General features: G+C 60.5%; 20 protein-coding genes. 16 read left to right on the plus strand and 4 right to left on the minus strand.

Going from position 1 to position 19184, the window contains the following annotated elements:
* Window positions 1–213 precede the first annotated feature (213 nt).
* From FHU41_RS13475 to FHU41_RS13520, 10 genes are all read left to right on the plus strand, one after another.
* Window positions 214–1323, plus strand: a complete 1110-nt coding sequence (locus FHU41_RS13475; RefSeq protein WP_179390134.1) for a BMP family lipoprotein — start codon at window positions 214–216, stop codon at window positions 1321–1323.
* Between the two features lie 88 nt (window positions 1324–1411).
* Complete coding sequence (locus FHU41_RS13480; RefSeq protein WP_179390135.1) at window positions 1412–2980, plus strand: ATP-binding cassette domain-containing protein; 1569 nt, start codon at window positions 1412–1414, stop codon at window positions 2978–2980.
* Entirely contained in the window at window positions 2973–4229 is a 1257-nt protein-coding gene (locus tag FHU41_RS13485; RefSeq protein WP_179390136.1) for an ABC transporter permease, read from the plus strand. Before FHU41_RS13480 ends, FHU41_RS13485 begins: the two co-directional genes overlap by 8 nt.
* Complete coding sequence (locus FHU41_RS13490) at window positions 4226–5701, plus strand: ABC transporter permease (RefSeq protein WP_179390137.1); 1476 nt, start codon at window positions 4226–4228, stop codon at window positions 5699–5701. The genes FHU41_RS13485 and FHU41_RS13490 overlap by 4 nt, the downstream gene beginning before the upstream one ends.
* 1 nt (window position 5702) lies before the next feature.
* A complete protein-coding gene (locus tag FHU41_RS13495; RefSeq protein ID WP_179390467.1) occupies window positions 5703–6158 on the plus strand; it encodes a cytidine deaminase in 456 nt (151 codons plus the stop codon).
* Between the two features lie 2 nt (window positions 6159–6160).
* A complete protein-coding gene (locus FHU41_RS13500) occupies window positions 6161–7483 on the plus strand; it encodes a thymidine phosphorylase (protein WP_179390138.1) in 1323 nt (440 codons plus the stop codon).
* A 134-nt stretch (window positions 7484–7617) separates the two neighbouring features.
* Complete coding sequence (locus tag FHU41_RS13505) at window positions 7618–8358, plus strand: VTT domain-containing protein (protein ID WP_179390139.1); 741 nt, start codon at window positions 7618–7620, stop codon at window positions 8356–8358.
* 14 nt (window positions 8359–8372) lie between these two features.
* Window positions 8373–9497, plus strand: a complete 1125-nt coding sequence (locus FHU41_RS13510; protein WP_179390140.1) for an adenosine deaminase — start codon at window positions 8373–8375, stop codon at window positions 9495–9497.
* Window positions 9498–9578: 81 nt separating this feature from the next.
* Window positions 9579–10145, plus strand: a complete 567-nt coding sequence (locus FHU41_RS13515; RefSeq protein ID WP_179390468.1) for a MazG nucleotide pyrophosphohydrolase domain-containing protein — start codon at window positions 9579–9581, stop codon at window positions 10143–10145.
* On the plus strand, window positions 10138–10623 hold the full coding sequence (locus tag FHU41_RS13520) for a GNAT family N-acetyltransferase (RefSeq protein WP_179390141.1): 486 nt from the start codon (window positions 10138–10140) through the stop codon (window positions 10621–10623). The genes FHU41_RS13515 and FHU41_RS13520 overlap by 8 nt, the downstream gene beginning before the upstream one ends.
* A gap of 99 nt (window positions 10624–10722) precedes the next feature.
* Here the strand turns inward: FHU41_RS13520 and FHU41_RS13525 are convergent, their stop codons facing one another.
* Window positions 10723–11043, minus strand: coding sequence for a MazG nucleotide pyrophosphohydrolase domain-containing protein (locus FHU41_RS13525; protein ID WP_179390142.1), 321 nt, complete (start codon window positions 11041–11043; stop codon window positions 10723–10725).
* A 112-nt stretch (window positions 11044–11155) separates the two neighbouring features.
* Entirely contained in the window at window positions 11156–11788 is a 633-nt protein-coding gene (locus FHU41_RS13530; protein WP_179390143.1) for a PadR family transcriptional regulator, read from the minus strand.
* Window positions 11789–12056: 268 nt separating this feature from the next.
* Here FHU41_RS13530 and eno point away from each other — a divergent pair, with 268 nt between their 5' ends.
* Window positions 12057–13340, plus strand: coding sequence for a phosphopyruvate hydratase (gene eno, locus FHU41_RS13535; protein ID WP_179390144.1), 1284 nt, complete (start codon window positions 12057–12059; stop codon window positions 13338–13340).
* Between the two features lie 137 nt (window positions 13341–13477).
* Here the strand turns inward: eno and FHU41_RS15435 are convergent, their stop codons facing one another.
* Window positions 13478–13651, minus strand: a complete 174-nt coding sequence (locus FHU41_RS15435; RefSeq protein ID WP_218847227.1) for a hypothetical protein — start codon at window positions 13649–13651, stop codon at window positions 13478–13480.
* A gap of 46 nt (window positions 13652–13697) precedes the next feature.
* Between FHU41_RS15435 and FHU41_RS15440 the strand changes: the two genes are divergently transcribed.
* From FHU41_RS15440 to FHU41_RS13560, 5 genes are read left to right on the plus strand one after another with little or no spacing between them, the layout of a single operon-like run.
* Window positions 13698–14126, plus strand: coding sequence for an FtsB family cell division protein (locus FHU41_RS15440; protein WP_343046335.1), 429 nt, complete (start codon window positions 13698–13700; stop codon window positions 14124–14126).
* 21 nt (window positions 14127–14147) lie between these two features.
* Complete coding sequence (locus FHU41_RS13545; protein WP_179390145.1) at window positions 14148–14792, plus strand: DUF501 domain-containing protein; 645 nt, start codon at window positions 14148–14150, stop codon at window positions 14790–14792.
* On the plus strand, window positions 14789–15724 hold the full coding sequence (locus tag FHU41_RS13550) for a Ppx/GppA phosphatase family protein (RefSeq protein WP_179390146.1): 936 nt from the start codon (window positions 14789–14791) through the stop codon (window positions 15722–15724). Before FHU41_RS13545 ends, FHU41_RS13550 begins: the two co-directional genes overlap by 4 nt.
* A 54-nt stretch (window positions 15725–15778) precedes the next feature.
* Window positions 15779–17092, plus strand: a complete 1314-nt coding sequence (locus tag FHU41_RS13555; protein ID WP_179390147.1) for a S8 family peptidase — start codon at window positions 15779–15781, stop codon at window positions 17090–17092.
* Between the two features lie 31 nt (window positions 17093–17123).
* Window positions 17124–18563, plus strand: coding sequence for an NAD(P)/FAD-dependent oxidoreductase (locus FHU41_RS13560; RefSeq protein WP_179390148.1), 1440 nt, complete (start codon window positions 17124–17126; stop codon window positions 18561–18563).
* 105 nt (window positions 18564–18668) lie between these two features.
* On the opposite strand, the gene FHU41_RS13565 is transcribed toward FHU41_RS13560, so the two are convergent.
* Window positions 18669–19157, minus strand: a complete 489-nt coding sequence (locus FHU41_RS13565; RefSeq protein ID WP_179390149.1) for a HEAT repeat domain-containing protein — start codon at window positions 19155–19157, stop codon at window positions 18669–18671.
* Window positions 19158–19184: the final 27 nt, after the last annotated feature.

Below are 19184 nucleotides of genomic sequence, written 5' to 3' on the forward strand. Positions count from 1 at the left end.
CTGCTGGAGGTGAGAGCTTGCCTTCAGTGGGCACCGTCACACTAGGATAAGGTGATCATTGCGCTAAGGCTTTTCTCAGGAAGAGCGTGTAGCGCAGCACCACGGGACCTCAGTGAAAACAGAGATGCTCTTGACGCAGCGCGCCAGGGGGAACGGCCACTCATTGAATACTCATCGTGTTGCTCGTATCTGGCGGGACTTTCTGGAGGAACATTGAAAAACTCACTGCAACGCGTCGCACTACGCGGAGCCACCCTTGGCGCCGTGACTTTGAGCGCAACTGCACTGTTGCTTACTGGCTGTGGGGCCGCACCGAGCAGCAGTTCATCGGACTCAGGCTCAGCCAAGAGCGACTTCTTGGCGTGCATGGTCTCTGATTCGGGCGGGTTCGACGATAAATCGTTCAACCAGTCCAGCCACGACGGCCTGCTAGCCGCCGAAAAGGACCTGGGCATCCAGCAGAAGTCGGTGCAGTCGAAGGCTGACACCGATTACGATCCGAACCTGCGCTCCATGGTTCAGCAAGGCTGCAAGCTGACGGTCACGGTCGGCTTCCTGCTGGGAGACTCAACGAAGTCGATCGCCACCGCGAACCCGAACAGCCACTTCGCCATTGTCGATTACAGTGACCCCACGTTCCCTAAGAACGTGAAATCAATTGTTTACGATACGGCTCAGGCAGCCTTCATGGCCGGATACCTGGCCGCAGGCACCACCAAGACCGGCAAGGTAGCGACCTTCGGCGGCGCCAATATTCCTACCGTGACCATCTTCATGGATGGCTTTGCCGATGGTGTGAAGTACTACAACACCCAGAAGAGCAAGTCTGTCCAACTGCTCGGCTGGGACAAAGACAAGCAGGACGGCACCTTCGTGGGTGACTTCAAGCAGGTCGACAAGGGTAAGGTGCTCACCCAGGGCTTCCTGGATCAGGGCGCGGATATCGTGATGCCGGTTGCTGGTCCGGTCGGTGCCGGTGCAGGTGCCGCTATTGTGGCCGCGAAGGCTGCTGGCAAGGACGCCAAGCTGATTTGGGTTGACACCGATGGCTACGTCTCCGCCCCTGATTACAAGTCGGTGCTGCTGACCTCGGTCACCAAGGGACTGTCCACCTCGGTTGAGGCCGTTATCAAGGACGATGCCGCAGGCAAGTTCGACTCCACCCCGTACGTTGGAACCCTGGAAAATGGTGGCGTGGGCCTGGCCCCGTTCCACGATCTAGATTCCGCCGTACCGGCCGAGTTGAAGACCGAATTGGATAAGATCAAAACGGATATCGTCTCCGGTGCTATCAAGGTCGAATCCAAGGCCAGCCCGAAATAATAGCTGAACTCGATGGGCGCGCTGCCCTTTGGTGCACGGCATCAGCCGGGCCGAAGGGCAGCGCGTTTTCGGCGTTGGAAGGTAAAAAGTGAAACTCGAACTCAGGGGAATCACCAAGAAATTTGGTTCCCTAGTCGCCAATGACCACATAGACCTGGTGGTGGAGGCCGGACAAGTTCATTGCCTTTTGGGTGAGAACGGTGCTGGCAAGTCCACCCTGATGAACGTGCTCTACGGACTCTACGACCCCACCGAGGGGGAGATTTTAGTCGATGACAAAGAAGTCGTCTTCAAGAACCCCGGGGATGCGATGGCGGCCGGTATTGGCATGGTGCACCAGCACTTCATGCTGATTCCGGTCTTCACCGTTGCAGAGAACGTGGCGCTCGGCAATGAGACCACCAAAGCAGCAGGAATGCTGGATCTGGAAGCCACCCGGAAGAAGATCCGGCAGATTTCTGAGCAATACGGCTTCGATGTAGATCCCGATGCAATGGTCGAGGACCTGCCGGTTGGGGTCCAGCAACGAGTGGAAATCATTAAGGCGCTGGTCCGGGACGCCGAAATCCTGATTTTGGATGAGCCGACGGCGGTACTCACCCCGCAGGAGACGGATGAGTTGCTGGAGATCATCAGGCAGCTCAAAAAAGATGGGAAGTCGATTGTTTTCATCTCGCATAAGCTGCGCGAGGTCAAGGCGATTTCGGACACCATCACCATCATTCGTCGAGGGAAGGTTGTCGGCTCGGCAGAGCCCAGCGCCAGCCCTACCGAACTTGCCTCTGCCATGGTCGGTCACGCCGTGAGCCTGAGCCTGAATAAGGCTCCTGCGCAGCCGGGTGAAGTGACTTTCCAGGTGCGCAATCTGACCGTGATCGATCAGAACGGCCAGCATGTGGTGGACGATTTGTCCTTCGACATCGCCAAGGGTGAGGTGCTCGCGGTCGCCGGGGTGCAAGGTAACGGCCAGACCGAGTTGACCGAGGCGATCCTGGGCGTGCAGGCGCACACCAGCGGATCGATCAAGCTGGATGGCCAGGAACTGCTCGGCAAGAGCGTTAAGGACGTACTCGGCTCCGGAGTCGGTTTTGTCCCGGAAGACCGCAATGTCGATGGCTTGGTGGGCAGCTTCAGTATCGCCGAAAACATGGTCTTGGATCTTTACGACAAGGCTCCTTTTGCGAGCGGAATCGCGATGAAACCGGGCGTCATCGCGAAACAAGCGCAAGCCAAGGTCGAAGAGTTTGACGTGCGGACGCCGTCGATCAGCACTCCGGCAAGCTCGCTCTCCGGTGGCAACCAGCAGAAGGTGGTGTTGGCCAGAGAGCTCTCACGGCCGCTTAGCCTTTTTATCGCCTCCCAGCCAACGCGTGGCCTGGATGTCGGCTCTATTGAATTCGTACACAAACGGGTGATCGCCGAGCGTGACCACGGTACCCCGGTAATGATTGTTTCCACCGAGCTCGATGAGGTCGTCGAGCTGGCGGACCGGATTGCGGTGCTCTACCAGGGCAAACTCGTTTCCATTGTGCCGCCGGATACCTCTCGGGATGTGCTCGGCTTAATGATGGCCGGGCTCTCCGTGGAGGACGCCGAGAAACAGCTCACCGAACAGCACTCGATTGACCCTTCGGCTAATGGAGGCAGCCATGTCTGAACCCCAGACCTCAACCGAACCGCCAGCCAAGGTGGTTCCGGCAAAACCTGCCGAACAGCAAGATTCGCTCTTGCGGCAAATCTTTACCGGCAATGCCATGGTTTCGGTGCTGGCCATTGTGCTTTCCATCGTTATTGGCGGCATCCTGATGGCCATCACCAATCCCAAGGTGGCTGAGACCGCGGGATACTTCTTCGCCAAACCGGGGGATCTAATCGCCGAGGTGCTCAGGCCCTTCGGAGCCTTGATCCAGGGCAGCATCTTCAACTGGGAAGGTGTTGATGCTGCGGCTAAGTTCTACCCGATTACCGAAACCCTCACGGTGGCCACGCCGCTGATCTGTGCCGGGCTGGGCGTGGCGCTCGCCTTCCGGGCAGGGCTGTTCAACATCGGTGCCCAGGGCCAGATCATTATTGGTGCGTTCTTCGGCGCCTATATCGGTTTCGCCTGGCACTTGCCCTGGGGGCTGCATCTGATTCTGGTGATCCTTGCTGGGCTCTTGGGTGGGGCAATCTGGGGTGGCGTGGTTGGCCTCCTGAAGGCGCGAACCGGCGCTCACGAGGTCATTGTGACCATCATGCTCAACTACGTAGCCAATTTCTTGCTGGCTTATCTGCTGACCCTGCCGGCGTTTCAGCGGCCGGGCTCCAGCAACCCGATCTCACCTTTCCTGGATGACACCGCCCAGTTCCCCTTGCTACTGGGTTCACAGTTCCGTCTGCACGCGGGGTTCCTACTGGCCGTGCTAGCTACCGTGCTGGTTTGGTGGCTTTTGAACCGATCCACACTGGGCTTCGAATTCCGGGCCGTCGGCGCTAACCCCCACGCCTCTAAGACTGCGGGTATCAACGTGGCGCGCAGCACCATCGTGGTGATGGCGATTGCGGGTGCCCTGGCGGGGCTGGCGGGCGTTATGCAGGTATCCGGAACGGAGAAATACCTTTCCGGCGGAGTTTCTGCCTCCATTGGCTTCGATGCGATCACCGTGGCTTTGCTCGGTCGCTCTACCCCCTGGGGTACCTTCTTCGCGGGCCTGCTCTTCGGAGCCTTCAGGGCCGGTGGCGTGGTGATGCAATCGGAAACCGGAACCCCTATCGATATTGTGCTGGTCATTCAGTCCTTGATCGTCCTGTTTATCGCAGCCCCGCCGCTCGTGCGGGCCATCTTCGGCCTGAACAAGCGCAAGAAAAAGACCAAGGCTAAACCGGCCTCAGCCGAAACTTCTCTGACGGGCGGAGCAACCGTATGAGCACCGTGACTCAAACTCCAAAAAGCGCCTCCGACGGTGCACATCGCAATCCGGTAAAAGTTGAACTGGTGAGCTGGAAAGCTGGCGTCGGCTTGAGCCTGCTGGCGTTGTTAGGTCTGGTTCTCTTTGGCTTCCTGGCCAATAACAAAACGGCCGGTTTCCGAATCACCGATGTTCAGGATGCTGGCACCGCCGGCGTCGTCGCCTGGGTCACCCTGGTTGTCGCGGTAGCGGCGGTGGCTTGGCTCGGATTCCGCTGGTGGGCTGGTCGTGGCAAAGCGCAAGCTCGCTGGTTACCGGTAACTTTAGTGACCGCCGTCGTGGTTGCGGTGCTTGCCCTGCTGGGCGTCACCAAGGTGGAGGTGATTAGCGTGCCGGCAGCCCCCTTTGGCTGGGTGGTGGCGATCTTGCTCTGCTTACTCGCGGCCTATGCCGTGTGGCTAACCACGCAGAAGCGGAAGCTTCCGGGCTGGCTGGGTGGCGTTTTCGCGCTCCTCTTCGTCTTTGGTTTCCTGGTCTGGATTGTGGCCGGTGGCCGCGATGACTTGCCCTCGATTTCCTTGCTCGGACTGATCGCCGGAGCCGTCACCTTGGCAGTACCGCTGGTCTTTGGTTCGCTTTCCGGCGTGCTCAGTGAGCGCGTGGGTGTAGTGAATATCGCGATCGAAGGCCAACTGCTGCTCGGTGCCTTCAGCGCGGCCGTGGTCGGTACGATTACCGGCAATGTCTTTATTGGACTGTTGGCTGCCGCCGTTGCGGGGGCCCTGGTGTCCTTGGTGCTTGCCGTAGTGAGCATCAAGTACCTGGTGAATCAGATCATTGTTGGCGTGGTGCTCAACGTTCTGGTCTCGGGTTTGACCAGCTTCCTGTTCTCCACCGTGCTCACCGCTAACCCGGAGCAGTTCAACCAGCCGCCCAGGCTGGATCCGATCACCATTCCCTTCCTTTCGGAAATCCCGATCATCGGCCCGATCCTGTTCCGGCAGTCGCTCATCGGCTACCTGATGTATATCGCGGTGATCGTGGTCTATCTCGGCCTCTACTACACCAAGTGGGGCCTGCGCGTGCGGGCCGTTGGTGAGCATCCGCAGGCCGCGGATACCGTGGGAATTAACGTCAACCGCACCCGGTTCTGGAACGTCTTGCTGGGCGGTGCGGTGGCGGGTATTGGTGGCTCGTTCTTCGCCCTGGTCTCGGCCGATGCCTTTAGCAAGGACATGTCCGCCGGTAAGGGCTATATTGCCCTGGCTGCACTCATCTTCGGTCGTTGGAATCCGATTGGCGCCTTCCTGGCAGCCTTGTTATTCGGCTTCGCGGATAATTTGCAATCGATTATCACAATTATCGGATCGCCGGTTCCTGGACAGTTTATGGCGATGCTGCCCTATGTTTTGACCATCATCGCGGTGGCCGGATTGGTGGGACGTTCCAGACCACCCGCGGCTTCTGGCGAGCCCTATGTCAAGGGCTGAGATGGCTCGACACGACGGCGACTCCCGGCCTGAAGTGGGTGGAGCCAAGTTGGATGCGGCTGAGGTGGATTGGGCGGCGCTGGCGGAGGCGGCCAAAGAAGCCATGAGCCATGCCTACGCCCCTTACTCCCGCTTCCCGGTGGGAGCCGCGGCGTTCACCGAGGATGGGCGGCTGGTCACCGGCTGCAATGTGGAGAACGCCTCCTACGGTCTGACTCTCTGCGCGGAATGCACCTTGGTGGGTGCGCTGCAGATGAGCGGCGGCGGTAGGCTGGCAGCCTTCTACTGCGTGGACGGCGAAGGCAATGTGCTGATGCCCTGCGGTCGCTGCCGACAATTGCTTTATGAACACCGTGCCCCCGGCATGCAACTGATGACGGTCTCCGGGATCAAGACCATGGATCAGGTCTTGCCGGATGCCTTTGGACCCGAAAACTTAGATCTTGAGGAGTCATAACCATGGCTGAATCGTTCGACGCCGTAGATATTATCCGCACCAAGCGTGATCACGGCGTGCTTTCTGCCGAGCAGATTGCCTGGACCATCGACGCATATACCCGCGGGGTGATTGCCGAGGAACAGATGTCCGCGCTCAATATGGCTATTCTGCTCAATGGCATGAACCGTGCAGAGATCGCGCAATGGACGGCCGCGATGATCGCCTCGGGGGAGCGGATGGACTTTTCCGCGCTGCGACCGGTGGCCGGTGGCCCGGTCAATTCGAGCGGCAGCAAGCCGACCGCGGATAAGCATTCGACCGGCGGTGTGGGAGACAAGATTACCTTGCCGTTGGCCCCGCTGGTCGCCGTTTTCGGGGTGGCGGTTCCACAGCTCTCCGGCCGTGGGCTAGGCCACACCGGAGGCACCCTGGACAAACTAGAGGCGATTCCCGGCTGGCGCGCAGCACTGAGCAATGACGAGATGATGCGCCAATTACAGGACGTCGGTGCGGTAATCTGCGCAGCCGGTTCCGGCCTAGCTCCGGCAGATAAGCGGCTCTATGCGCTCCGCGATGTGACCGGCACGGTGGAAGCCATCCCGTTGATCGCTTCTTCCATTATGAGCAAGAAGATCGCGGAAGGCACCGGCTCGTTGGTGCTCGATGTCAAGGTGGGTTCCGGCGCATTTATGAAAGACGTTACTCAGGCTCGGGAACTGGCCGAGACCATGGTCGCCCTGGGCACCGATGCTGGGGTGAAGACGGTGGCACTGCTCACCGATATGAGTACCCCGCTCGGCCTGACCGCAGGGAACGCCATCGAGGTTGAGGAATCCGTTGAGGTACTTGCCGGTGGTGGACCGGAGGACGTGGTGGAACTGACCGTGCGGCTGGCCGAGGAAATGCTGGAAGCGGCCGGGGTACACGGTGCCGATCCGGCTGCCGCACTCAAGGACGGGCGCGCAATGGACGCCTGGAACCGGATGATTGAGGCGCAGGGCGGGGACCCCCGAGCGACCTTGCCGGTTGCCAAGGAATCCGAGACCATCTACGCGCCCGCCGACGGGGTGCTGGTAGGCCTGGATGCGCTGAGCGTGGGCGTTGCCGCCTGGCGCTTAGGCGCCGGGCGTGCCCGTAAGGAAGACCAGGTGCAGGCTGGGGCTGGAGTTCGGATGCATGCTAAGCCGGGCGCCGTCGTGCGTGCCGGGGAGCCGCTGATGACCCTGCTGACGGACACTCCGGACCGTTTTGAGCGAGCCAAAGAAGCCTTGGCAGAGGCCGTGGTGATTGCGCCAGAGGGCTCGCGCCCGGACCATCAGCTGATCATTGACCGGATCGCCTGAAATCTCATACCCAGGGGTGAGCCGAAAAGCACATAGATTCACCCTTAGGAGCGATAGCGCGGGGCTCTGCAGCATGGGACGATTGACTTAGGACGATTGATAGGTCCTTTCACCCTCAAAGGAGCCTTTCCTCCGTGAACCTGATCGCATTCTTTGGCAGCCTGAATGAGCTGATCGCGCATTCGGCCGGTCAGTGGTGGGTTGTGCCCATAGTGACCTTGTTCTGCTTTATCGATGGCTTCTTCCTTTTCCTGCCGAGCGAGACGGCAATTGTCGCACTGGCTTCGATCGCCTTGCACACCGGTGAGCCGAATATCTGGCTGCTGATGGCCGGTGGTGCTTTTGGGGCCATTCTGGGTGACAACATGGCCTATTGGATCGGCAGCAAAATCGGGACCTCCCGATTCCGTTGGATGCGCAGGCCCAGGGTGGCTAAAGCCTTCGACTGGGCCAGGATGGAACTGGACAAGCGCGGCGCCGTGCTGGTGCTGACCGCTCGGTATATCCCGGTGGGTCGAGTGGCAGTGAACTTTACGGCCGGAGCCACCAGATACCCCTGGCGCAAGTTCGTTTGGCTGGACGCCATCGCCAGTATTACCTGGTCCGCCTATGGGGTAGCCATTGGCACCTTTGCGGGGCACTGGATCAAGAACAATCACCTGTTGGGTGTGGGTATTGCCATTGTCTTTGCGATCATTATTGGCTTCCTAGTGGATCACTTGGTGAAGCTGTTCCACCAGTGGCTGGCTAAGCGTTCCGAATCTTCCTCATCTTCCTCGGCTTCCTCGGAAAACTCGATGGCGGCCGCTGCAGAGCTCCCCGATGTCCAGGATGAAGCACCGAAAGTCGCCGTACGCGGCGAGCCGCAGGCCTAAAGTAAGGTTTAAGAGTGACTACAGCTGCTCAGACTTCCCCCACCGTTCCCTTCGACTTCCGTAGCCTGCCCAAGGTCTCCTTGCACGATCACCTGGACGGTGGCCTGCGTCCGGCAACCATTATCGAACTGGCTGCGGAGATTGACCACACGCTGCCCTCCACCGATCCGGTGGCGCTGGGTGAATGGTTCCGGGAATCCGCCGATTCCGGCTCCTTGGTGCGCTATTTGGAGACTTTCGATCACACTATTGCGGTTATGCAGAATCGAGAGGGCCTCCAGCGGGTAGCCCGCGAGTTTGTTGAGGATCTAGTGTCCGACGGCGTGGTGTACGGCGAGATTCGCTGGGCACCGGAGCAGCATCTGACTAAGGGACTGAGCCTGGACGAAGCTGTTGAAGCCGTGCAGGCCGGCATTGAGGAAGCCATTGAGGCGAGTGGCGGTCGAATCCAGGTAGGTCAGCTGATCACCGCGATGCGGCATGCCGATCGGGGTCAAGAGATCGCCGAGCTGGCGGTGCGGCATCGAGATAAGGGCGCGGTCGGGTTTGATATCGCCGGCGCGGAAGATGGCTTCTTGCCTTCCCGATTTGCCGAGGCCTTCCGGTACCTGGCAGAGCAGAATTTCCCCACCACGGTGCACGCGGGGGAGGCGGCAGGCTTGGAGAGCATCCAGTCGGCTCTCGTCGATGGGCGTGCGCTGCGGCTTGGCCACGGGGTGCGGATTGCCGAGGACATTTCGGTGGAATTCAGCACCGATGAAGCCAACGAGGCCGATCTGGGCATGGTCACCTTGGGGCCGCTAGCCGCCTGGGTTCGCGACCGGGGCATTGCCTTAGAGGTGTGCCCTTCATCAAACCTGCAGACCGGTGCCATCGCGGCCTGGGGTGAAAGCGTGGAGCAGCACCCGATTGATTTGCTTTACCAGACGGGCTTCCGAGTGACGGTGAATACCGATAACCGGCTGATGAGCGCGGTCACCCTGAGTAGTGAATTCGAACTCCTGGTGGAGACTTTTGAGTATGACCTGGACGATCTGCTCGAACTCACTCTCAATGCCGCGGAGGCAGCCTTCCTGCCGCTGGAACAGCGTGAATCTCTTGTTGAGCAGATCACTGAGGCTTACGCGGGGTTGCGCTGAGCGGACGGGTCTTTCAGGGTGTCAGTCGAAGTAGACCGGCTTATTGAGGTTATTGCTCAATTGCGGGAACACTGCCCGTGGATGGGTGCGCTGACACATGAATCCCTGGTGCAGTACCTCATCGAAGAGAGCTATGAGCTGGTCGAGGCTATCGAGGACGCTCACCCCGCCGCCGAACTGCAAGGCGAGTTGGGTGACGTGTTGCTCCAGGTGGTGCTGCATGCCAGGCTTGCCGAGGAGGCTGGGGACTTCGGCTTTCCCGAGGTAGCCCGTGGTTTGACCGAGAAGATGGTGCGGAGGAATCCGCATGTCTTCCGTGCCGATGGTTCACTGCAGGACTCCTTCCCCGCCACGGTGGCGGAAATTGTCGACAGCTGGCATCGAGTCAAGGCGGAGGAAAAGCCTGCTCGCGGCCGGTTCGAAGGTATCCCCGCGGGGTTACCGGCCCTTGCCCTGGCGCAGAAGACCTTGCGTCGCGGTGCGATTGAGGCCTCGAACGGTCGGGGTGAGCCGGTTAGTGATACGCCCCTGAGCGAAGAAGAACTCGGGGAGCGCTTATTAGAGTTACTCAAAGCTGCCCCGGAGCTCGATGCCGAGCGAGCGCTGCGGCTGGCCGTGCGTCGTTATCGAGAGGGAGAGAATGGCTGAGTTATTCACAACTGCTTTGTTCACCACCCCTTCGGGGGTGTCCTTCCGGCGGGCGACCGCCGCCGATGTGCCGAGGATCGTTCAGATTCTGATAGCCGATCAGCTAGGAGTCAGCCGGGAGGGCGGCGATCTGGCGCCGTATCTAGCCGCCTTCGAAGCCATCGACGGGGATCCCGCTCAGCTCCTGGTGGTGGGGGAGCAGCACGGGGAGGTGGTAGCCACCTTCCAGCTTTCCTTTATCCCCGGCTTAGCCCGCCGGGGCTCGCTGCGCGCTCAGCTCGAAGCTGTTCGGGTGGCAGATTCCTTACGTGGCAGCGGTATCGGTACCCAAATGGTGGAGTGGGCTATCGCCGAGTCTAGACGTCGTGGATGTTCTTTGGTGCAGCTGACGACGGATAAACGGCGAACGGCTGCACACCGCTTCTATCAGCGGCTGGGCTTCAGGATGAGCCACCAGGGAATGAAACTTCAGCTCTAAGCCTGGGCTTGGATTGCCTGGTAATCCAGCGCTCCGATAACCGTTCTCTCCGGCACTCAGGCTTTCTGACAACAGGGTTTTTCGGCAGTGGCGGTTCGATTAACTCCAGCTGCGTTCTGCAGCCAAAGCCGCTTTCTTCACCAGAGCTTGTTCCAGATCGATGTTCAAACGATTGGCAATGCCAAGGGCAACAAAGAGCACATCAGCTAATTCGGCCTCCGGATCGGGGACGTAGCCGGGGCTGCCCAGCCGCATGCCCAAATGGCTTTTGCGGAGCGATTTGATCAGTTCGCCGACCTCTTCGGCCAGCAAGAGGCACTTCTGAGCCACCGTGGTGTTCTGAAAGCCGAGTTCGATCTCTACCTCGGCGACGAAATCCTGGAGCTGCCTCAGGGAACCTTGAGGTGGGAAATTCGACATTTACCCAATCTACTTGAATGAGGGGCTCCGCGGTTGGATAGCGAGCCATCGGGTGTTTGACCACAGACGGCTCGCTATCCGAGTAGTTGCTCTGTCGAGGACGGTCATGAGCCTAGTCGGAAAGCAGCTTGTAGATCGTGCGCCGGGCTTCATCCAGCGCCGCAGTTACGGTGCGCAATTGCTCTTCGGAGCCATCTAGCCCGATTTGATGTACGGCGCCCATCAACTTGCCCACGCTCAGCCTCAGGTCCTGGGCGGCTCCGGCTTCCTCATTGACCTCTTCCCAAACCGCTGCCAACTCGGCCTGATGCTCTGCCACATGGTTACGACCGGTCTCGGTCAGCTCGAATTCGGTGCGACGGCCTTCGCCGACGGAAACGATCAACCCCTCGGACTGCAATTGGGTGAGAGCGGGGTAGACCGAGCCGGGGCTGGGACGCCAGGCTCCATCGGAATGAACGGCAATGGCCTTGATGAGCCCGTAGCCGTTGTAGCTGGACTGGCTCAGTAGCGAGAGGATCGCGCTGCGGACGTCGCCTTTCTTGGCGCGGCCTGCTGGGCCAAAACCAAAACCGGGTCCGAATCCGGGACCAAAGCCCCGGCCGCGATGCGGGCCGCCGGGATTGAATCCGCCCCGGCGAGGTCCTCGACCGCGTCCTCGGGGCTCGCGTTGCTCTTCGTCGCCGAGGCCACGGGGATCGTGGTGAAAGCGGCGCTCTTCGTGGTGATGTTCTTGGGTTCTCATTATGAATCTTCCTTCTGATAGATATCACGATTTCTATCGCGATACGTCAACGATATATCGCTATTATTCTTTCGTCAACTCCTTCTTCAAGTGGCTTTGCGATAGCCCTCCGGCTTGGGGATAGCCCAATGGTCGGTCTTTGACCTATCCCGAAGTCGGTAACCTATCCGCGGCCGGGAGCGAAAATGCCCTAGTCTTAGAGGGACAGTTGTCCTGAAGTGCGTGCGCGTAGCACGCATGCATCATCTGAACGCTCAAGGAGCAATTCATGGCCATTATTGACGCCATTCATGCACGCGAAATTCTGGACTCCCGCGGCAATCCCACGGTTGAGGTTGAGATCGGGCTCGACGACGGTTCGGTCGGCCGCGCGGCCGTCCCCTCCGGCGCATCCACCGGCGCATTCGAAGCCGTGGAGAAACGCGATGGGGACAAAACCCGCTACCTAGGCAAGGGCGTTTTGGACGCCGTATCGGCCGTCCTTGATGTCATCGCCCCGGCCCTGCTGGGCTTCGACGCTACCGATCAGCGACTCATCGATCAGACCATGATCGACCTGGACGGTACCCCCAATAAGGGCAAGCTGGGTGCCAACGCCATTCTTGGCGTCTCCCTGGCGGTGGCCAACGCCGCCGCCGATTCGGCGGATCTTCCGCTCTACCGTTACCTCGGTGGGCCCAACGCACATGTCCTGCCCGTGCCGCTGATGAACATCCTGAACGGTGGCTCCCATGCCGACTCCGACGTCGATATCCAGGAGTTCATGGTGGTTCCGCTCGGTGCCAGCACCTTCTCCGAGGGTCTGCGCTGGGGCGTTGAGGTTTATCACGAACTTAAGAAGGTGCTGCACGAAAAGGGTCTGGCGACCGGCCTAGGTGATGAGGGTGGCTTCGCCCCGAACCTGCCCTCCAACCGGGCCGCTTTGGATTTGATCACCGAGGCCATCAAGCGTGCCGGTTACACCCCCGGCCAGGACATCGCCCTGGCCCTCGACGTGGCCTCTAGCGAATTCTTCAAGGACGGTGCCTATCAATTCGAGGGCCAGGCGAAATCTGCCGGCGAGATGAGCGCTTACTACGAAGAGCTAGTCCGCGATTACCCCTTGGTCTCCATCGAGGATCCGCTCGACGAAGAGGACTGGGAAGGCTGGCAGACGCTGACCGCCGCGATCGGTGACAAGGTGCAGATTGTTGGTGACGATCTTTTCGTGACCAACCCCGAGCGTTTGCAGCGCGGTATTGACTCCAATGCGGCGAACTCGCTCCTGGTTAAGGTCAACCAGATCGGTTCGCTGACCGAAACTCTGGAGGCTGTTTCGCTCGCGCAGCGTAGCGGTTACACCACGATCACCTCGCATCGTTCCGGCGAGACCGAGGACACCACGATTGCGGATATCGCGGTGGCCACGAACGCGGGCCAGATCAAGACCGGCGCCCCGGCTCGCTCCGAGCGGGTGGCCAAATACAATCAATTGCTGCGCATCGAAGAGGACCTGGACGATGCGGCTCGTTATGCGGGTCGTAGCGCTTTCCCGCGTTTCTCGACCAACTGAGCGATGGGGCTGGCTATGCTGAAAGGACTTTAGCCAGCCCCGCCCGCTTTCGAAGAAGGTTCCACTATGGCCACACGTCGTCCCAAGGTGCCCCGTGCGCCTCGACCGGCCTCGGCGGAACCCTCGGTCGAGGCGCCTCAGCCAAGCGCGGAACCCCGGATCGCTGCCAAGACAGCCGCGACTAAGGGCACAGCGACTAAGGCAGGCAGCGCTAAGTCGAACGGCAGCACGGCTAATAGCAGCAAAGTGAGTAGCACCAAAGCCCCGAAAGCTAGACCTACCAGCTCCCCATCCGGTCGAAGCGGGTTCACAAAAACCGGGCGAACTGCCGGTTCTTCTAGAGTTGGAACAGGCCGGGTGGGCTCAGATAGCCGGGCCAAGGCCCAGGTTGAGCCGCCGGTTCCGGTTGCGGCACGGTCGTTCTCCGGGCGCTTGATCGCGCTCGTTGCTGTCCTAATTGCGGTGGCCGTGTTGCTTGCGCCATCGGTGAATAACTACCTGCATCAGCGTGCCGATATCGCCAGCCTGAAAGCGGATATCGCAGCTCAGCAGCAGCAACAAAAGGATCTCCAAACGGAGATTTCGCGTTGGAACGACCCCGCCTACGTCAAGCAGCAAGCCCGGGATCGGGTTAATATGATGATGCCCGGTGAGACTGGTTACTGGGTCTACGGTGGTGGAAGCACTCCGGCGGCTCCGCAGCAGGCGGGCACAAGCGTCAATCCCGAATCCCTGCCGTGGGTAGACGGCCTTTGGCAATCGATCGTCAGGTCGGCCACCGAATGAGAACAAGCTGAGGAGCACCCCGTGAGCAGCGTCGAGGCATCCGCCCGAGATTTACCGAGCAAAGCGGACCTTGACACCCTGAGTTTGCAACTCGGGCGTCCGGTGCGCGATGTGGTGAGCATTCCGGCACGCTGCGTTTGCGGGAACCCCTTGGTAGCGGCAACCGCACCGAGGCTCAGCAATGGCATCCCCTTTCCCACCACCTTCTATCTCACCCATCCGGTGGTGACCGCTGCCGTGTCGCGACTTGAGGCCGACGGCGTGATGAACCAGATGAATAGCAAGTTGGAAAGCGATGTTGAGCTAGCCGCTGCCCACCGCCGCGCTCACGAAGCCTATCTCTGTGCCCGAGCCGAAATAGGACAGCTGGCGGGAACCGGCCCGGTCCCCGAGATCGATGGCATCTCCGCGGGGGGTATGCCGCAGCGGGTCAAATGTCTACATGTACTGGTGGGGCACGCACTGGCTGCCGGGCCGGGAGTGAATCGGCTAGGTGATGAAACCCTAGAACTCATCCGGCCCTGGTGGACGGCGGAGAAGTGTTACTGCGCCGGGGCATGGGACGCAACGGCGCCGGTCCCAACAAAGGATCTGAGTAGGCATGTCAAACGTCTGGAGCAACAAGCCGAGACCGAACAGGCCGAGACCGAGCGGGGACAGGAATGAGCCGAGTAGCCGCCATTGATTGCGGGACCAATTCAATTAGGCTGCTGATCGCCGAGTTGGAAGCCGGGCAACTGACTGATCTGCACCGTGAGATGAGGGTCGTTCGACTTGGACAAGGCGTTGACGCCAGCGGAGAGTTTGCCGCGGACGCCTTGCAGCGGACCTTTGCCGCGATTGATGACTATGCCAAATTAATCCGGCAGCACCAGGTTGATCGAGTTCGATTCGTCGCGACCTCCGCCACCCGGGACGCAGCCAACCGTCAGTTGTTCATCGACGGTGTCAGGGAGCGACTCGGGGTGGAACCAGATGTGGTTCCCGGTTCCGAGGAGGCAGCTTTATCCTTCGCCGGAGCCGCCAGCGTGCTTCCCGGAACCAAAGAGCAGAGCACCTTAGTGGTAGACCTGGGCGGTGGTAGCACGGAATTTGTGATCGGCACCGCCGGGGGAGTGACGGCGGCGCAAAGCGTGGACATGGGCTGCGTCCGGTTCACCGAGCGCTACTTGAAGTCTGATCCTCCGAGTCCGGAGGAAATCGTCGCGGCCCAGGCCGAGGTGCAGCGGATCGTTGCGGGTGTGGCTGCCGAAATTCCCTTGGATCGGGTGGATCGGGTGATCGGAGTGGCTGGCACAATTACCACGGTGACCGCTCACGCGCTGGCACTGCCGAAATACCAGCCCGATGCGATTGATGGACGCACCCTGAGCCTGGATCAGCTACACACTGCCTCGGTCTCATTACTCGGGATGAGTAGGGCAGAACGAGCCGCTTTGCCCTATATGCACCCTGGGCGGGTTGATGTAATTGGCGCGGGCGCTTTGCTCTGGTCAACCATCCTTAGTGACTTAGCGGAGCTCACCGGAGGCCGGATATCCGGAGCTACCAGCAGCGAACACGATATTCTTGACGGAATTGCGCTCTCGATGGGCTAGCCTGCCCACCTCCGAGCCCAATCCGCAATCCCAAGCCGGAAGGCAGAGCATCACATGCGCAGTACCGGTCGAAGGCCCCGCTGGCCTGCAGCCCTAGCTTGGGGGATGCCGGTGGCTGCTTTGCTCAGCCTATTTGTTGCGGTACCCGCTCATGCGGACAGCATGCGAGACAACGAATACTGGCTTGACGAGTACGGCATTACCGATGCTTGGAAGAGTAGCAAGGGCGCCGGGGTCAAGGTAGCGATCATCGACAGTGGCGTTGATGGCAGCCACCCGGACCTCAAGGGTGCCGTCGTTGGCGGCACCGACGTCTCTGGTGCGGGCAGCTCCAACGGACAGAAAGGCATCGGCGAAGAGCCGGTTCATGGCACCTTGGTGGCATCCCTGCTGGCCGGCAAGGGCCACGGAGGTAAGGGTAACGCCACCCGGCCCGACGGCGTCGTAGGGGTGGCACCAGAAGCCCAATTACTCACGGTTTCCACCTGGCTTGGCAGTAATAATCCGGCAGGCAAGGGCATCGACGAGCAGATCCCGGAAGCGGTTCGCTGGGCTGTAGATCACGGCGCCAAGGTGATCAATATGTCGCTCAGCAGTACCTCGCCGGCTTGGCCGGTGAGCTGGGACAGCGCATTCCTCTATGCCGAACAGCATGATGTGGTGATCGTCGCGGCCGCAGGTAATCGCGAGTCCGGGATGACCCAGGTTGGTGCACCCGCGACCATCCCCGGGGTGGTAGCGGTGGCGGGGCTGAAGAAGGATGGCTCACCATCCCAAGGTTCCTCAACGCAGGGCATTACGATCGCGGTCTCGGCCCCGGCCGAAGGCCTGGTTGGCGCGGTTCCAGGAACGGGGTACGCGAATTGGAGTGGAAGCAGTGGGGCAGCTCCGATAGTCGCCGGAGTCGCCGCGCTGATCCGCTCGAAGTATCCGGATATGAAGGCTGCCCAGGTGATCAATCGGATCATTCGGTCCGCCAAACCTGCCGGGAAACCGGTGCCGAATAGCATTTACGGCTGGGGGATACTCGACGCCGATGCAGCGGTCAATGCCGACGTTGCCCCGGTAACGGTGAGCCCGCTGCCGAGTTTGCAGGAGTGGATCACTATCCATCGTCGCAATCAGCCCAGCCCGCCGCCGTCGTCGACAAGCCAGCCTAGCCAGGGCACCGCCAACCCAAGCTCCAGCTTGCCGCAGCCGACCACCCCGGTAGCCCTGCCACCGGAGCAATTAGACTCCGCCCTTCCGGCGACTTTGGTGATCGGATTCGGTGTACTGCTGGTCTTGATTCTGCTCGGAGGAGCCACTCATCTGCTGATTTTGCGGCGTCGTTCCGTAACAGAGGAGCGATCTCAGAACACTTCGTGAATTTTTTCACAAAGAGCGTTAGACTTGGGTTATGGCTACCACCCTCAAGCTCGAAGACCGTCCGCGCGTGCTCGTGGTAGGCGGCGGATACGTCGGCCTCTACGTTGCCTTCAAACTGCAGAAGAAGATCGCCAAGGCCGGGGGCATCGTCACCCTGGTTGATCCGCTGCCCTATATGACTTACCAGCCGTTCCTGCCCGAAGTGGCGGCCGGCAGCATCGAACCGCGTCATGCCGTGGTGTCGTTCCGTAAGCACCTGCCGCAGACCGAGTTCATTCAGGGCAAGGTCACCTCGGTCAACCACGAGAGCCGTAAGGCCGTAGTTGAGCCCGCTGACGGTGGACCTTCCTTCGAGATCCCCTATTTCGACGTCGTCATGGCGGCTGGGTCGATTACCCGCACCTTCCCGATCAACGGCCTGGCCGAGCAGGGCATTGGTCTGAAGACCATCGAAGAAGCGGTGGCGCTACGCAACCAGGTGACTGAGCGGATCGAGCTCGCCTCCACCGAAACCGACCCGGCCAAACGCCGTCGCGCGCTGACCTTTGTTGTGGTGGGTGGCGGCTTTGCTGGCGTCGAGACCATTGCCGAGCTGGAAGACCTGGCGCGCAACCTCGCTTCCAAGAATTCGCGACTCGAGGTTTCCGAGCTGCGCTTCGTGTTGGTCGAGGCGATGGGGCGGATTATGCCCGAAGTCACCGAGAGCCAGGCCGAATGGGTGGTCGAACACCTGCGCTCCCGCAATGTTGAGGTGCTGCTAAACACCTCGCTGGCGGATGCCGAGGGCGGTCGCCTCAAGCTGATCAATATGCCGGATAAGTCCGCAGCTGATGAGTTTGAGACCGATACCCTGATCTGGACCGCTGGCGTGCAGGCCAACCCGGCAGCCCGCAATACCGATTTCCCGATCGATGAGCGTGGCCGGATCAAGGCTGGTGCCGATCTGCGGATCACCGGCGAGTTCGGACCTGTCGAGAATGCCTGGACCGCGGGCGATGTGGCTGCCGTTCCCGATTTGAGCGGTGGCGGCGTGGGCGGTTTCTGCGTGCCGAACGCACAGCATGCGATCCGGCAGGCCAAGCGGCTCTCCAAGAACCTTTGGGCTTCCCGCTGGGATAAGCCGCTGAAGGACTATAACCACAAGACCATTGGTGCGGTAGCGGGGCTGGGTCTGTGGAAGGGCGTGGCCAAGGTTGGCAAGCTCGGCTTCCGTGGACCGCTGGCTTGGCTGATGCACCGCGGTTACCACGGTTTGGCAATGCCGACGGCGGAGCGCAAGGTCCGGGTGATCTTTGGCTGGATCTTGAGCTTCTTGATGGGGCGCGATATCGCTCCGCTGATGGATCTGGACCAGCCCAGGGCATCTTTCCGGGCCGCGGCCGCTCCGGCCCCCAAGCCTGCCGCTGCCGCCGCTCCGGCGGCAGCAGATGCGGCTGCCGAACCGGCTAAGGAACCAGCCGAAGCTAAGTAGTTTTGCCGTCAAAGGGCGTCCTCGCAGTTCGAATGCGGTGGACGCCCTTTTTCGTCTCCTGTGCGTTCCTGTTCGGTTTCGGTTTTGCCGACTCGGCTCGCGCTCTTAGTCCATTGGCCGGTCTAGCCTCTCCGCGAGTTGCTTGAGCGCGCTGTTCGCGGCGGTGCGGACCGAAGCCTCTGGATCCGTGCGTAACTTCTTCAATCCTTGGGCATGCTCCACCTCGCCCAAGCTTCCGATGGCTCGAGCCGCCGCAGCCCGAACCCGTGGGATTGGGTCGTTTAGCAGGGGTGATAGCTCGCTCAGGCCAACTTCCCGATAGCGACAGACTTTTGCGCACATTTCGCGGGCTCGCCAAAATTCGGAACCCAGGCCCGCAAGAATCGGTTCCGTGCAGTCTTCGTGCCAAAGGTAGAGGCAGGCTCGGGCACCCCAGGTGGGAAGCCAATAGGGTTGCCATCCGGAGGTGCCACCGAAAGCCTGTAAGGGGATTGCCGGAACTTCACCGCAAAGTAGTTCGAGGGTGGCCTGGATCATCAACTCGTAGCCATATTCCTTCACGCCTTGTTCGATGAGCGTTCCCGGATGAGTCATCTTTCAAGTTTAGAAGCAGGTTCCGTT

Source organism: Psychromicrobium silvestre (genome assembly GCF_013408295.1).
Classification (GTDB): domain Bacteria; phylum Actinomycetota; class Actinomycetes; order Actinomycetales; family Micrococcaceae; genus Renibacterium; species Renibacterium silvestre.